Source organism: Streptomyces sp. B21-083 (genome assembly GCF_036898825.1).
Taxonomy (GTDB): Bacteria; Actinomycetota; Actinomycetes; order Streptomycetales; family Streptomycetaceae; genus Streptomyces.
The window spans coordinates 457,279-470,778 of sequence record NZ_JARUND010000002.1; the positions used below are offsets into that span (position 1 = coordinate 457,279).

Sequence of the window (13,500 nt, forward strand, 5' to 3'; positions counted from 1 at the left end):
CCCTTCGGTTCAGCTGTCGTAGTCGATCGTGAGCGAGTCCGAGACCGGGAACGACTGGCAGGTCAGGACGTAGCCGGCGTCGACCTCGGCGGGTTCGAGGGCGTAGTTGCGGCGCATGTCGACTTCTCCCGAGGTGACCAGCGCCCGGCAGGTGCCGCAGACGCCGCCCTTACAGGCGAACGGCAGGTCCGGGCGGGTGCGCGCGGCGCCGTCGAGGACGGTCGCCTCCCGGGACAGCGCGGTGGTGGTGGAGCGGCCGTCGAGAGTGACCGTGACCCGGCTCACCGGGCCCGCCGCGACCGCGTCCGTGTGCTGGACCTGGCGGACCGGCTGGTCGTCGGCGTAGAAGAGTTCCTGGTGGACCCGGTCCGTGGGCACGCCCAGGTTCGCCAGCAGCCGCTGGGCGTCGCGGACCATGCCGTGCGGTCCGCACAGCCACCAGTGGTCGGTGCCCGGGACGTCGACGAGGCCCGCGAGGAGCGCGGCGAGCCGTTCGGCGTCCAGCCGCCCCGACAGCAGTTCCGCCTCGCGCGGCTCACGCGACAGTACGTGCCCCAGCTGGAAGCGCGTACGGTACAGGTCCTTCAGGTCCGCCAGCTCGTCGGCGAACATCACGGTGTCCGTACGCCGGTTGCCGTACAGGAGGGTGACCTGTGAGCGGTCGTCGGCGGCCAGGACCGACTCGGTGATCGACATCATCGGGGTGATGCCGGAGCCCGCCGCGATCAGGACGTGGCTGCCGGACGCGGTGAGGTCGGGCGTGAAGGCGCCGGTCGGCGTCATCACGTCGAGCACGTCACCGGGGCGCACGCCGTCGACCAGCCAGGACGAGAACTGGCCGCCGGGCACGACCCGTACACCGATGCGGGGTCGCTCGCCGGCCGGGGCGCAGATCGAGTACGACCGGCGCTCCTCGCGCCCCTCGAACTCCCGGCGCAGGGTGAGCGACTGCCCCGGGGTGAAGGCGTACTCGGCGGCCAGGTCCGGCGGCACCTCGAAGGCGACAGCGACGGCGTCCGCGCACAGTCGCCGCACGTCGGCGACCTTCAGGGCGTGGAAGACCGGGCGACGGCGTACCGCAGCCGTGGTCGGGGCGGTGGGCGCGGCCATCAGATCTCCTTGACGTACTCGAACGGCTCGCGGCAGACGTGGCACCGCCACAGTGCCTTGCAGGAGGTGGCGGCGAAGCGGGAGGTCTCCTCGGTGTCCGCCGAGCCACAGCGGGGGCAGGGCACCGTGCGCCGGGTCGGCAGCAGAGAGAGGGCCACCGGGCCGCGCGGGGCCGCGCCGGGCGGGGCGATGCCGTGCTCGGTGAGCTTGCGGCGGCCCGCCGGGGTGATCCAGTCGCTGGTCCAGGGCGGATCGAGGACGGTACGGATCCGCACGCGCGCGAAACCCGCCGCCCGCAGCCGGGCGGAGACGGCGGCGCGCATCTCGGCCATCGCGGGGCAGCCCGAGTAGGTCGGGGTAAGGCTCGCCACCACCGTCCCGTCCCCGGTCAGCTCCACGTCTCGCAGGACGCCGAGGTCGGCCAGGGTCAGCATGGGCAACTCGGGGTCCGGCACCCCCTCGGCGATGCCGCGGGCGCGCCGGACGTCCTCGATCCCGGTCGCGGTCACCATGTCGCCTCCGGGTGGGCGCGGGCCACGCTCTGCAACTCGGCGAGCAGCGGGGCGAGATGTTCTGTGTGCTGTCCTTCGCGTCCGGCGCCGTGCGTGATTGGTGGAACGGGCGGCATGGGCAGTCCGGCGGCCGCGGTGACCTGCCGCAGCACCTCGACGACTTCGCCCTGGACGTCGTACGCCGTGAACAACTCGCCCAGATACGGGGCGACTTCGTCCAGGGCGGTGCGCGTCCGCCGGTGGGACTCGTCGGTGCCGTCGCCGAGCCGGACGGCCCACTCGGCCGCGTACTGACGGTGGTACGTCAGTTCCTTGACGCCCTTCGCGGCGATCGCGGCGAGCACCGGATCCCGGTGGGCGGCGAGCCGTTCGAAGTGCGCGAGCCGCCAGCTGGACAGCACCAGCAGCCGCACGATCGAGAACGCGAAGTCCCCGATGGGCAGTTCGGCCAGACGCACGTTGCGGAAGTCACCCGCGTCCCGGAGGTAGGCGTACGCGTCCTCGTCGCGTCCGGTGCCGTCGACCTGGCCGGCGCGCGCGTACAGCAGACGGGCCTGGCCGAGCAGGTCGAGGCCGAGGTTGGCGAGCGCGACCTCCTCCTCCAACTCGGGGGCGCGGGTGCACCACTCGGCCAGCCGTTGGGCCGACACCAGGGCGTCGTCGGCGAGTTCGACGCAGGTCCCGGCCAGTTCTCCGGCGTCGACGCCGTCGGGCACGGTGGTGTCGACGCCGTACAGGGGGTCCTCGAACCCGGTGCCGAAGGCCCAGCGGGCGTCACTGCCGTCGTCGTGCCCCTCGGCGAGGGAGAGATAGACGTGCTCGTCATCGTGGCCGTGGTCGCTGTGGTTGTCGCTGACGTTGTCGTTGTCGTTCATGTCCGCTGCTCCTCTCCCGGCTAGATGTGGGGGACGTCGTCGGGGATGTCGTAGAAGGTCGGGTGGCGGTAGACCTTGTCGGCGCTCGGTGCGAAGAACGGGTCCTTCTCGTCGCGCGAGGAGGCGGCGATGTGCTCGGAGCGCACCACCCAGATGCTCACGCCTTCGTTGCGCCGCGTGTACAGGTCACGCGCGTGGGTGAGCGCCATCCGGTCGTCGGCCGCGTGCAACGAGCCCACGTGGACGTGGTTCAGGCCTCGCTTGCCGCGTACGAACACCTCGTACAGCGGCCACTCGTTCGAGGACGAGCCCTCGCTCCTGGCCAGGTCGTCGCTCATGCCACCGCCTCCTTCGCGGCCCGCGCGCGCTGTTTGGCGGCGTGCGCGGTGGCCGCCTCGCGCACCCAGGCGCCCTCTTCGTGTGCGGTCCGGCGGCGTGCCACCCGTTCGGTGTTGCAGGGGCCGCCGCCCTTGATGACGCGCGTCAGCTCGTCCCAGTCAGGAGTGCCGAAGTCGTGGTGGCCGCGCTCCTCGTTCCAGCGCAGCTCCGGGTCGGGCAGGGTGACGCCTAGCTTGTCGGCCTGCGGGACGGTCATGTCGACGAAGCGCCGGCGCAGTTCGTCGTTGGTGTGGCGCTTGATCTTCCAGGCCATGGACTGCGCGGAGTTGGGCGACGCGTCGTCGGGCGGGCCGAACATCATCAGCGAGGGCCACCACCAGCGGTCGACGGCGTCCTGGACCATGGCGCGCTGTTCCTCCGTACCGCGCATCATCGTCATCAGCAGCTCGTAACCCTGCCGCTGATGGAAGGACTCCTCCTTGCAGATCCGCACCATCGCGCGCGCGTACGGCCCGTACGAGCTCCGGCACAGGGGCACCTGGTTGCAGATCGCCGCGCCGTCCACGAACCAGCCGATCACGCCGACGTCGGCGAAGCTCGGCGTCGGGTAGTTGAAGATCGACGAGTACTTCTGGCGGCCCTCGATGAGCCGCTCGGTGAGGTCCGCGCGGTCGGCGCCGAGCGTCTCGGCTGCCGAATACAGATACAGCCCATGTCCGGCCTCGTCCTGGACCTTCGCGAAGAGGATCGCCTTGCGGCGCAGCGAGGGCGCGCGTGTGATCCACTCGCCCTCCGGCTGCATGCCGATGATCTCCGAGTGAGCGTGCTGGGCGATCTGCCGGATCAGCGTCTTCCGGTAGCCCTCGGGCATCCAGTCGCGCGGCTCGATCCGGCGGTCGCGCGCGATCGTCGCCTCGAAGTGCTCACCGAGCAGCCCCTCGCCGGGCTGCTCGGCGCCGCCCGTGTCCGAGGCGGCGGAGTGTGTCGTCGTCATCGATACCCGCTCCCCAACCGACCATTCGTTCGGTACCAGTGTGACGACTTTTCCCCGCCCGCACAAGGTTGTCAAGACCGTCAGCAGGTGGCGCAGCCGCCGCTGATGTCGTACACCGCGCTGGTGCGGAGCCGTTCGGCGGTGGCCGCGCCGAGTGCGCGAGTACCCCCGGTGACCAGGGCCGATCAGGCGGGCACCCGGTCGCTCACGAGGGGCACATCAGTGCGATTCACGGCTGACCTCGGAGCCGCTGGAGCCGATGAGGAAGTCCAGGTCGGCGCCCGTGTCGGCCTGCTGGACGTGGTCGACGTACAGGCGTTCCCAGCCCCTGCGGGGGTTGGCGAAGCCGGTGACCGTGGCCTCGTCGGGGGTCCTGCGGGCGAGTTCGTCGGCGGGTACGTCGACGTCGAGGCGCCGGGTTTCGACGTCCAGGATGATGACGTCGCCGGTGCGGACGAGGGCGAGGGGGCCGCCGGCCGCCGCTTCCGGGGCCACGTGCAGGACGACGGTGCCGTACGCGGTACCGCTCATCCGGCCGTCGCAGACCCGGACCATGTCACGGACGCCCTGTTCCAGGAGCTTCTTCGGCAGCGGCATGTTGGACACCTCGGGCATGCCCGGGTAGCCTCTGGGGCCGCAGCCGCGCAGGACGAGCACGGAGTCGGCGTCCACATCTAGGTCCGGGTCGTCGATACGGGCGTGGAAGTCCTCGATCGAGTCGAAGACGACCGCGCGGCCCCGGTGGCGCAGCAGGTGCGGGGAGGCCGCCGCCGGTTTGACGAGCGCTCCGTCGGGGGCGAGGTTGCCGCGCAGGACCGCGATACCGCCCTCCGCGACCAACGGCTTCGCGCGGGTGCGGATGACCTCCGTGTCCCAGATGGGCGCGTCGTCGAGGTGGTTCACCAGGGGCTCTCCGGTGACGGTGAGGGCGTCCGGATCGAGCAGGTCGCGCACCTCGCGCAGAACGGCGGACAGGCCTCCGGCGCGGTGGAAGTCCTCCATGAGGAAGCGGCCGGCCGGCTGGAGGTCGACGAGGACCGGGACACGCGAGCCGATCCGGTCGAAGTCGTCGAGCGACAGGGGGATGCCCAGGCGGCCGGCGATGGCCAGCAGGTGGACGACGGCGTTGGTCGACCCGCCGATGGCGGCCAGGGCGACGATCGCGTTGTGGAAGGACGCCTTGGTCAGGAAGGTGGCGGGGCGACGGTCGGCGGCGACCATGTCCACCGCGAGCCTGCCGGTGCCGTGGGCGGCTTCCAGCAGTCGGCTGTCGGGCGCCGGGATACCGGCCACCCCCGGCACGATCGTGCCCAGCGCCTCGGCCACCAGGGCCATTGTCGAGGCGGTGCCCATGGTGTTGCAGTGCCCTCGGCTGCGGATCATCGACGACTCGGAGCGGGTGAACTGCTCCTGGGACAGCGTGCCCGCCCGGACCTCCTCCGACAGCCGCCACACGTCGGTGCCGCAGCCCAGCGGTGTCCCCCGGAAGGTCCCGGTCAGCATGGGCCCGCCGGGGACGACGACCGCGGGCAGGTCCACCGAGGCGGCGGCCATCAGCAGTGAGGGGATCGTCTTGTCGCAGCCGCCCAGCAGGACGACTCCGTCGACGGGGTTGGCCCGCAGCATCTCCTCCGTGGCCATCGCCGCCATGTTCCGCCAGAGCATGGCGGTGGGCCGTACCTGTGTCTCGCCCAGGGACACCACCGGCAGGTCCAGGGGGATGCCCCCGGCCTCGTACACCCCGTTGCGGACCGAGGCCGCCACCTCGTTCAGGTGCGCGTTGCAGGGGGTCAGGTCCGAGGCGGTGTTGGCGATGGCGATCTGCGGCCGGCCGGTGAAGGCGTCGTCCGGTGCGCCCCTGCGCATCCAGGCCCGGTGGATGTAGGCGTTGCGCCCCTGCCCCTCGTACCACTGTGCGCTGCGAAGCTTCACCGTCGACTCTTTCCAATAATTGGCATCATGGTCTAACCTTCGGAACCTCATGGAGCATAGACAGCTGGACGAGGGAACGTCAGCCCCCGTGGGTGAGGAAGTCGCCGGGAGCGACGGTGACGTCTCGCGTCTCGTGGGTTCCGACCGGGTGCTCGCCGTCCTCAAGGAGCTGGCGCGGTATCCCGACGGTGTGGGCCTGGAGGAGCTGACCCGGGTGATCGGCAGCCCCAAGCCGACCGTGCACCGGGCGCTGGTGGCCCTGCGCCGGGCCGGACTGGCCGACCAGGGGGCCCGCGGTCGCTACGTTCTGGGCGACGAGTTCCTGCGGATGGCCTTCGCCCACCACGAGGACCGCCCCGAGCACGTCCGGGTACGTCCCGTACTGGAGGCGCTGGCCCACCGGTTCGGCGAGACGGCGCACTACGCGGTCCTCGACGGCCGGGAGGTCGTCTACCGCGCCAAGGTCGACCCGCCCACCGGTGGCGTACGGCTGACGTCGACGGTGGGCGGCCGGAATCCCGCCCACGCGACCGGCGTCGGAAAGACGCTGCTCGCCCACCGGTTGGACACCCTGGCGGCGGTCGAGGCATGGATAGGCGACTCGCCCCTGGAACACCGCACCCCCCGGACCCTGTGCACGGCCGCCGACCTCTACGCCGACCTGCGGGTCACCCGCGACCGGGGGTACGCCGTGGACGACCAGGAGAACGAGCCGGGCGTCAACTGCCTCTCCCTGCCCGTGTACGCGACCTCGCCGACGGCTCCCTCCGGCGCCGTGAGCGTCAGCGCGCTCACCTACCGGACGCCGCTGCACAGCCTGGTCGACGCGGTCGACGAGATCCGGGCCCTGCTCGGCCCCTTGGCAGAGCCCCGCCGCTGACGAACAGCATGCCGGCCCTCAACCCCCACCGCTTCGCCCCTCGAACTGGAGACTGACCCCGTGTATCTCATGCGTATCGGTGCCGCAGGTGCCGAAAAGCCTGTCGCCCGCGTCGACGACGAGACGTACGTCGACCTCTCCGACATCGTCTCGGACTTCGACGAGGCGTTCTTCGGGTCGGGCGGCCTCGACCGTGTCCGCCCTGTCGTGGCCGAGCGGACGGCCGCCGGCCGGGTGTCCCGTTTCGCCGGGGAGCGGATCGGCGCCCCGATCGCCCGCCCGCACCAGCTCCTGTGCATCGGGCTCAACTACCGTGACCACGCGGCGGAGAGCGGCATGGCCGTGCCTGACGAGCCGATCCTGTTCACCAAGTCGCCCAACACCCTCGTCGGCCCGGACGACGATGTACGCATCCCGCGCGGTTCGACCAGGACCGACTGGGAGGTGGAGCTCGGGATCGTGATCGGCCGCCGCACCAGCTACCTCGACTCGGTCGAGGAGGCGCGCGACGCCATCGCCGGGTACGTCGTCGTCAACGACGTCAGTGAGCGCGCCTTCCAGTTGGAGCGAGGCGGGCAGTGGGCGAAGGGCAAGTCCGCCGAGACGTTCAACCCGGCGGGCCCCTGGCTGGCCACCACCGACGAGATCGACGACGTCCTCGCGCTCGACATGTGGCTCGACGTCAACGGTGTCCGCCGCCAGACCGGCAACACCAAGACCATGATCTTCGACCCGTACTTCATCGTGCACTACCTGAGCCAGTTCCTCGTCCTGGAACCCGGCGACCTGATCAACACCGGCACCCCGCCCGGCGTCGGCATGGGCCTGAACCCGTTCGTGTATCTCCGGGCCGGTGATGTGATGGAGTTGGGCATCACCCGCCTCGGCAGCCAGCGTCAGCACGTGCTCGGCCCACGGTGACCGCCCGCCGTCTCATGCGCGCGTTCGTCCTGACGGCCCCCGGGAAGTACGGCGTCCAGGAGGTCCCCGCCCCGGTGGCGGACCCCGGCGAGGTCGTCGTCGACGTCGAGCGGGTCGGCGTGTGCGGTACCGACATGGAGTTCTTCACCGGCGCGATGGCCTATCTCCACCAGGGCCACTCCGCCTATCCGATGCGCCTCGGCCACGAGTGGTCGGGGCGGGTCGCGGCGGTCGGCGACGGGGTCGATCCCGGGTGGATCGGCCGCCGGGTCATGGGTGACACCATGCTCGGCTGCGGTGCCTGCCGCCGCTGCCGACGGGGCAGTCAGCACGTGTGCGAGAAACGGCAGGAGGTCGGTATCCGCGGGGAGCGGGCCGGTGCTCTGGCCGAGCAACTCGCGGTGCCGGTCTCCTCGTTGCACGTCCTGCCGGACTCCGTGGACGCGGTGCTGGGCGCCCTGGTGGAGCCCGGGGGCAACGCCTTGCGCGCCGCCCGGGCGGCGCAACTGCGTCCTGGCGACCGGGCGTTGGTCCTTGGTCCGGGGACGATCGGCCTCCTGGTCGCGATGTTCGCCCGTGCCGCCGGTGCGGAGGTCCACCTGATGGGCGCCGCCGACGCCTCGCTCGCCTTCGCCCGCGAGCTGGGCTTCGAGCACACCTGGCGGGAGGACACCGTCCCGGATCTGCCGTACGACGCTGTCGTGGACGCCTCCAACGCCGTCCATCTTCCGGACCTCGCCCTGAGGTTGGTCGAACCTGCGGGCCATGTCGTCTACATCGGTCTGGCCGGCGAGCCGAGCCGCGTCGACACTCGCGCGCTCGTGCTGGGTGACGTCACCGCGGTCGGCGTCCTGTCGGCGTCCCCCGGTCTCGACGCCACCATCCTGGCTTACGCCGAGGGTTCGGTCGATCCGAGACCCCTCGTCGCGGCGACGGTGGGCCTGGACCAGGTCGGAGCCGTCCTCGCGGGTGAGCGGCCGGTGGGCGCGGGTCCCGGACCGAAGTTCCATGTCGACCCGCGCCTGGAGTGAGCCGGTTCAGAGTGCGGCGGTTCAGAGTGCGGTGATGCCGTCGATGACGTGGCGGAGGAAACCGGCCGCGGTGCCGCCGTCGCAGACGCGGTGATCGAAGGTCAGCGAGAGGTTGACGACCTCGCGCACCTCGACCCGGCCGTCCACCGCCCAGGGGCGTTCCACGAGCCGTCCGACGCCGAGCATGCCCGTCTGGGGGTGGTTGAGGATCGGGGTGGCGCCGTCGACGCCGAGCACGCCGTAGTTGTTGAGGGTGAACGTGCCGCCGGTCCGGTGTGCGGCGGGGAGCGCGCCGCGTCGGGCGAGGCCGGTGAGGCGGCGCAGTTCGGCGGCGAGATCGGCCGGCGGCAACCGGTCGGCGTCCCGTACGACGGGGACGACCAGTCCCTCGTCGGTCTGCGCGGCGAAACCGAGGTGTACCTGGGGCAATCGGACGATCTCCGAACGGATGTCGTCCACACGAGAGTTGAGCTGCGGAAAGGCGGCGAGTCCGGCAAGACAGGCCCGGGCGAGCAGCGGCAGCAGACCTGTGCCGAGCGTGTCACGGGCGGCCAGCAGGGCGGTGGCGTCGGCGTCCGCCCAGATCGTGACGGCGGGCGTGTCACGGTGGCCGCGAACGAACTTCTCGGCGGCGGCGTCCAACGGGATCCGGAGTCCGGGCTGCCGAGCGGTCGTAGCTGTACCACTCTCCTGACTCCCCCGGCTCCCCGGCTCCACGAGGGCCGCCGCACCATTGCTCATGGCCCGCCGTGCCCCGCCTGTGCCGTAGCCGGTGAGGACCGCGCCCGAGTCGGCCTCGGCTGCGGCCTCCGCCACGGACAGCAGCGGTGCTCCGACCTTGGCCATCTCGCCGGCCGGGCAGTGCAGGGCGGTCACGGTCCCGGCGAAGGGACTCGGCAGGGTGATGACGGACTTGGCCGTCTCGACCTCGACGACGGTCTGGTCGTGCGTGACGCTGTCGCCCACGGCGACCGTCCACTCCAGCACCTCGGCCTCCACCAGCCCCTCCCCCAGGTCCGGCAGCAGGAACGTACGGCTGTTGACCGCCGGCTCGACGGGCGCCTGCGGCACCGGCTGCCGTACGCCCCGGCCGCCGTCCGGCAGCAGTCGGCGCAGTCCGGCCAACACCCGCCCGACACCCGGCAGATGGGCACTTTCGAGCAGTGGCGGCGGATACGGGATGTCGAGGCCGGTGACCCGCAGCACCGGCGCGCGCAGCGCGTCGAAGCAGCGCTCCTGAACCCGGGCCGCGATCTCGGCGCCGACGCCGGCGAACCCCTGCGCCTCGTGCACCACCAGGCAGCGGCCGGTGCGCCGTACGGACGCGGTGAGCGCGTGGTCATCGAGCGGGACGAGGGTGCGCAGGTCGAGCACCTCCACGTCGAGTCCCTCGGCCGCGGCCTGCGCCGCCGCCGCCAGCGCCACGGCGACCGACGGGCCGTAGGCGACGAGTGTGGCGTCGGTGCCGGGCCGACGCACGGCAGCCGTACCGAACGGCTCGGCGCGCAGGGGGAGTTGGATGTCCTCCTTGGTCCAGTAGTGGCGCTTGGGTTCGAGGAACACCACCGGGTCCGGGTCCTCGATCGCCTCCCGCAGCAGGGAGTAGGCGTCGGCGACCGTGGCGGGCGTGACGACCTTCAGACCCGCTGTGTGCGTGTAATACGCCTCGCTGGAGTCGCTGTGGTGCTCGACTCCGCCGATGCCGCCGCCGTACGGGATGCGGACGACCAGGGGCAGGGCGAGGGCGCCGCGGGTGCGGTTGCGGAACTTGGCCATGTGGGAGGCGATCTGTTCGAACGCCGGGTAGGCGAAGGCGTCGAACTGCATCTCCACCACCGGCCGGAAACCGGCCATCGCCATCCCGACGGCGAGGCCGGCGATGCCCGCCTCCGCGACCGGGGTGTCGAAGCAGCGGCGGTCGCCGAACGCGTCCGTGAGTCCGTCGGTGACCCGGAAGACACCGCCGAGCCGGCCGACGTCCTCGCCGAACACGACGACGCGTTCGTCCGCGTCGAGCGCGTCCCGCAGAGCGGTGTTGAGGGCCTGTGCCATCGCGGTGGCCGTCATCTCAGTTTCCCTCCAACTCGGCGCGCAGGGCGGCGCGTTGCTCGGTCAGTTGCGGGGTCGGGGTGCTGAACACATGGTCGAACAGCGAGAGCGGGTCCAGAGCGGGGTCCGCGGCGAGCCTGACGCGCACATCGGCCGCGTACGCCTCGGCCTCCGCCGCGACCGCACGGATGTCGTCCTCGGTGAGCAGGCCGTGCTCGCGCAGCCAGTTCTCCAGCCGGTCGATCGGGTCACGTCCACGCCAGTGCTCCGCCTCCTCGGCCGGACGGTAGCGGGAGGGGTCGTCGGCGCTGGTGTGGGGGGCCATCCGGTAGGTGTGCGCCTCGACCAGCCAGGGGCCGCCGCCCGAGCGGGCTTCCTCAACCGCCTTGCCCAGTACGGCGAGTACGGCCGCCACGTCGTTGCCGTCCACCTGCTCGGAGCGGACGCCGTAGCCAACTCCCTTGTACGCCAGGCTCGGTGCGGCGCTCTGCGCGGAGAGCGGGACGGAGATGGCGTAACGGTTGTTCTGCACCAGGAAGACCACGGGGGCCCGCAGGACGCCCGCGATGCCCAGCGCCTCGTGGAAGTCCCCCTCGCTGGTGGCGCCGTCGCCGACGAGCGCGAGGGCGACCGTGTCCGTTCCCTTGAGGCTTTCGCCGTGGGCCAGCCCCGTGGCGTGTGCCGCGTGAGTGGCCAGCGGGGTGCACTGGGGGGCGGTGCGGTGTCGCACGGGGTCGTAGCCGCAGTGGCCGTCGCCGCGCAGGAGGGTCAGCGTCTCGACGGGGTCGATACCCCGGCTGACCAGCGCCACGCAGTCGCGGTAGGTGGGGAACAGCCAGTCGGTCGGGCGCAGGGCGAGGGCGGCGCCCACCTGGCACGCCTCCTGGCCGAGGCTGGACGGGTGGACCGCGAGCCGGCCCTGACGGGCGAGCGCGGTCGCCTGTTCGTCGAAGCGGCGCCCCACCACCATTTTCCGGTACGCCGCGAGCAGCAGCCCGGAATCGGGCAGGTCGTACGCACGGCATTCGCCGGTCGAGTCGTCCGGTTCCGCCAGTTCCGCCAGTTCGGCCAGTTCGCTCGGATCGCCCTCCAGCTCTTTCCCCTTCCATGGGAAAAAGCGGACCGGAACTTGAGAAGGAAGCCATTGCGAAGGTGAAAGCGAAGGCACAGACGGAGAATCCGCCCGTTCCACCACGGCTCCAAGCGTCGGTTTGTTGCCCAATTCCCCGCCGTCCTCTCCGTGCGGGACGCTGCTGCGCCCGGGTGCTCCACCAGGGCTAACACAGTCTCACCTCGCCTTTCGAGAAGGGGAGATGAAGCGGAACTGAACAGTCCGCAGGTATGCGCCGGCCGGGCCTGGGTGAACGGAACGTCAACCTACCGTTGGGGCAACGGTAATTTTCGGGTCGCCCGTCCTTTGCGATTCTCCGGTTGCAATTGATCCGCGAAGCACGGCCCTGCGGAAGGCAATGGAATGTCCCCCGTACGCCCCCAAGTACGCCCGGGAAATCGTCACTACACACTCGTCTGTACCTCCTGCGGCACCCGCTACGAGGACGACGGCCTGATTCTCGACTGCCCTCGACCACACGATCCGGCGTTCCTGCGCACCGAGTACACCGCGCACAGCGGGTATGAGGGCTCCGCCGGACGCGTCGGCACCGGGTTGTTCCGTCACGCCCCTCTGCTGCCGGTGGCGCGGACCTTTCCCGATGTGCCCGGCCCGGTCGTCCACCACGCGGACCGGCTCGGCCGGCGCATCGGCCTCGATCAGCTGTGGGTCGCCTTCAACGGGTACTGGCCGGAGCGCGGCGCTCAGCTGCCGACCTGCACGTTCAAGGACCTTGAGGCGTACACGGTGCTCGGCCGGCTGCCCGTCGACCCGCCTGTGCTGGTGATCCCCTCGGCGGGCAACACCGCCGCCGCCTTCGCGTGGGCAGCGACCCGTCATCAGGTGCCCTGCCTGCTCGTGGTGCCCGCACCGGCCATGGTCGGCATGCGCTTTCCCGGGCCGCTCGACCCCTGCGTACGCATCGTCGTCCTCGACGGCGGCGCCACCTACAGCGACGCCATCGCCGCCGCCGACCTGCTGGCCCGGCTCCCCGGCCATCAGGCGGAAGGCGGCTGCCGCAACGTCGGGCGCCGCGACGGTCTGGGCACCGTGATGCTGGCGGCGGCGGAGGCGATCGGGCGTCTGCCGAAGACGTACGTGCAGGCGGTCGGCAGCGGTACGGGAGCCATCGGCGCCCATGAGGCGGCGCGCCGGATCCGGTCCGGTGGCGAGCGGCTGCCGCGTCTGCTGATGTGTCAGAACGCGCCGTTCACCCCGCTGTTCGAGGCCTGGCGGTCCGGCGGTACGGCTCCCGCCGACCGGGAACACGAGCCGCTGGCCCGTGAACTGACCAACAGGCGACCGCCGTTCACCGTCCACGGCGGCGTACGCGACGTGCTCACCGAGAGCGGTGGCGACGTCCTTCGTGTCGACAACGTTGCCGCCATCGCGGCGATGGACCTGTTCGCGGAGACCGAGGGCATCGACATCGAGCCGGGTGCGGGAGTCGCGCTGGCCGCCCTCGCCGACGCCGTGAGCGCCGGGCGCGTCGACCGCGACGAAGTGGTCCTCCTCAACATCACGGGCGGCGGCCGGGCCCGGCAGTCCCGCGACCTCCGGCTGATCCCCGCCGAGCCCTGGCTGCGTATCCCCTGGCCCACTGGCGGCGACGGCCCGCGCATGGTCGCCGAGCAGGTCGGTCGGCGTCTGTCGTACGCCTCCACGCCTGCGGGAGCGGCCAGTTGACGCCCCACTGTCCGCGCCCCAACGCCCGCTTGGGCGGCGCCGGATGACCCGCCACCGTAC

12 protein-coding genes and 1 pseudogene are annotated in these 13,500 nt (G+C 71.5%); 4 read left to right on the forward strand and 9 right to left on the reverse strand.

Annotation, left to right across the window (positions count from 1 at the left end):
* Positions 1-9: 9 nt before the first annotated feature.
* From paaE to QA861_RS26155, 6 genes are all read right to left on the reverse strand, one after another.
* Positions 10-1,110, reverse strand: coding sequence for a 1,2-phenylacetyl-CoA epoxidase subunit PaaE (gene paaE, locus QA861_RS26130; protein WP_334591019.1), 1,101 nt, complete (start codon positions 1,108-1,110; stop codon positions 10-12).
* The gene (gene paaD / locus QA861_RS26135; RefSeq protein ID WP_334591020.1) at positions 1,110-1,622 is read right to left on the reverse strand and encodes a 1,2-phenylacetyl-CoA epoxidase subunit PaaD; all 513 of its coding nucleotides are present in this window, start codon (positions 1,620-1,622) and stop codon (positions 1,110-1,112) included. The genes paaE and paaD overlap by 1 nt, the downstream gene beginning before the upstream one ends.
* Positions 1,616-2,497, reverse strand: a complete 882-nt coding sequence (gene paaC, locus QA861_RS26140) for a 1,2-phenylacetyl-CoA epoxidase subunit PaaC (protein ID WP_334591021.1) — start codon at positions 2,495-2,497, stop codon at positions 1,616-1,618. The genes paaD and paaC overlap by 7 nt, the downstream gene beginning before the upstream one ends.
* Before the next feature lie 20 nt (positions 2,498-2,517).
* Complete coding sequence (gene paaB / locus QA861_RS26145) at positions 2,518-2,835, reverse strand: 1,2-phenylacetyl-CoA epoxidase subunit PaaB (RefSeq protein WP_006383091.1); 318 nt, start codon at positions 2,833-2,835, stop codon at positions 2,518-2,520.
* Positions 2,832-3,830: a 1,2-phenylacetyl-CoA epoxidase subunit PaaA gene (paaA, locus tag QA861_RS26150; protein ID WP_334591022.1), complete on the reverse strand. Its 999-nt coding sequence runs from the start codon at positions 3,828-3,830 to the stop codon at positions 2,832-2,834. Before paaA ends, paaB begins: the two co-directional genes overlap by 4 nt.
* A 219-nt stretch (positions 3,831-4,049) precedes the next feature.
* Complete coding sequence (locus tag QA861_RS26155; RefSeq protein ID WP_334591023.1) at positions 4,050-5,762, reverse strand: IlvD/Edd family dehydratase; 1,713 nt, start codon at positions 5,760-5,762, stop codon at positions 4,050-4,052.
* A gap of 49 nt (positions 5,763-5,811) precedes the next feature.
* Between QA861_RS26155 and QA861_RS26160 the strand changes: the two genes are divergently transcribed.
* The 3 genes from QA861_RS26160 to QA861_RS26170 are packed head-to-tail and all read left to right on the forward strand — an operon-like array spanning position 5,812 to position 8,594.
* Positions 5,812-6,642, forward strand: coding sequence for an IclR family transcriptional regulator (locus QA861_RS26160; protein ID WP_334591024.1), 831 nt, complete (start codon positions 5,812-5,814; stop codon positions 6,640-6,642).
* Positions 6,643-6,702: 60 nt separating this feature from the next.
* A complete protein-coding gene (locus QA861_RS26165) occupies positions 6,703-7,563 on the forward strand; it encodes a fumarylacetoacetate hydrolase family protein (protein WP_334591026.1) in 861 nt (286 codons plus the stop codon).
* Positions 7,564-7,577: 14 nt separating this feature from the next.
* Positions 7,578-8,594, forward strand: a complete 1,017-nt coding sequence (locus QA861_RS26170) for a zinc-dependent alcohol dehydrogenase (protein ID WP_334591027.1) — start codon at positions 7,578-7,580, stop codon at positions 8,592-8,594.
* 21 nt (positions 8,595-8,615) lie between these two features.
* On the opposite strand, the gene QA861_RS26175 is transcribed toward QA861_RS26170, so the two are convergent.
* The 3 genes and pseudogenes from QA861_RS26175 to QA861_RS26185 form a co-directional block, all read right to left on the reverse strand.
* Complete coding sequence (locus QA861_RS26175; protein WP_334594845.1) at positions 8,616-9,722, reverse strand: dihydrolipoamide acetyltransferase family protein; 1,107 nt, start codon at positions 9,720-9,722, stop codon at positions 8,616-8,618.
* Positions 9,699-10,661 (reverse strand): annotated as a pseudogene (locus tag QA861_RS26180) (alpha-ketoacid dehydrogenase subunit beta); the annotation flags it as partial. The gene QA861_RS26175 and the pseudogene QA861_RS26180, both read right to left, overlap by 24 nt.
* 1 nt (position 10,662) lies before the next feature.
* The gene (locus tag QA861_RS26185; RefSeq protein ID WP_443041581.1) at positions 10,663-11,811 is read right to left on the reverse strand and encodes a thiamine pyrophosphate-dependent dehydrogenase E1 component subunit alpha; all 1,149 of its coding nucleotides are present in this window, start codon (positions 11,809-11,811) and stop codon (positions 10,663-10,665) included.
* A 306-nt stretch (positions 11,812-12,117) separates the two neighbouring features.
* Between QA861_RS26185 and QA861_RS26190 the strand changes: the two genes are divergently transcribed.
* The gene (locus QA861_RS26190) at positions 12,118-13,440 is read left to right on the forward strand and encodes a cysteate synthase (protein WP_334591028.1); all 1,323 of its coding nucleotides are present in this window, start codon (positions 12,118-12,120) and stop codon (positions 13,438-13,440) included.
* Positions 13,441-13,500: the final 60 nt, after the last annotated feature.

Excerpts from the sequence above, each read along its gene's own strand:
- paaE (WP_334591019.1), bottom strand. The coding sequence starts at position 1,110 with ATGGCCGCGCCCACCGCCCCGACCACGGCTGCGGTACGCCGTCGCCCG.
- paaD (WP_334591020.1), bottom strand. The coding sequence starts at position 1,622 with ATGGTGACCGCGACCGGGATCGAGGACGTCCGGCGCGCCCGCGGCATC.
- paaC (WP_334591021.1), bottom strand. The coding sequence starts at position 2,497 with ATGAACGACAACGACAACGTCAGCGACAACCACAGCGACCACGGCCAC.
- paaB (WP_006383091.1), bottom strand. The coding sequence starts at position 2,835 with ATGAGCGACGACCTGGCCAGGAGCGAGGGCTCGTCCTCGAACGAGTGG.
- paaA (WP_334591022.1), bottom strand. The coding sequence starts at position 3,830 with ATGACGACGACACACTCCGCCGCCTCGGACACGGGCGGCGCCGAGCAG.
- QA861_RS26160 (WP_334591024.1), top strand. The coding sequence starts at position 5,812 with ATGGAGCATAGACAGCTGGACGAGGGAACGTCAGCCCCCGTGGGTGAG.
- QA861_RS26170 (WP_334591027.1), top strand. The coding sequence starts at position 7,578 with ATGCGCGCGTTCGTCCTGACGGCCCCCGGGAAGTACGGCGTCCAGGAG.
- QA861_RS26190 (WP_334591028.1), top strand. The coding sequence starts at position 12,118 with ATGTCCCCCGTACGCCCCCAAGTACGCCCGGGAAATCGTCACTACACA.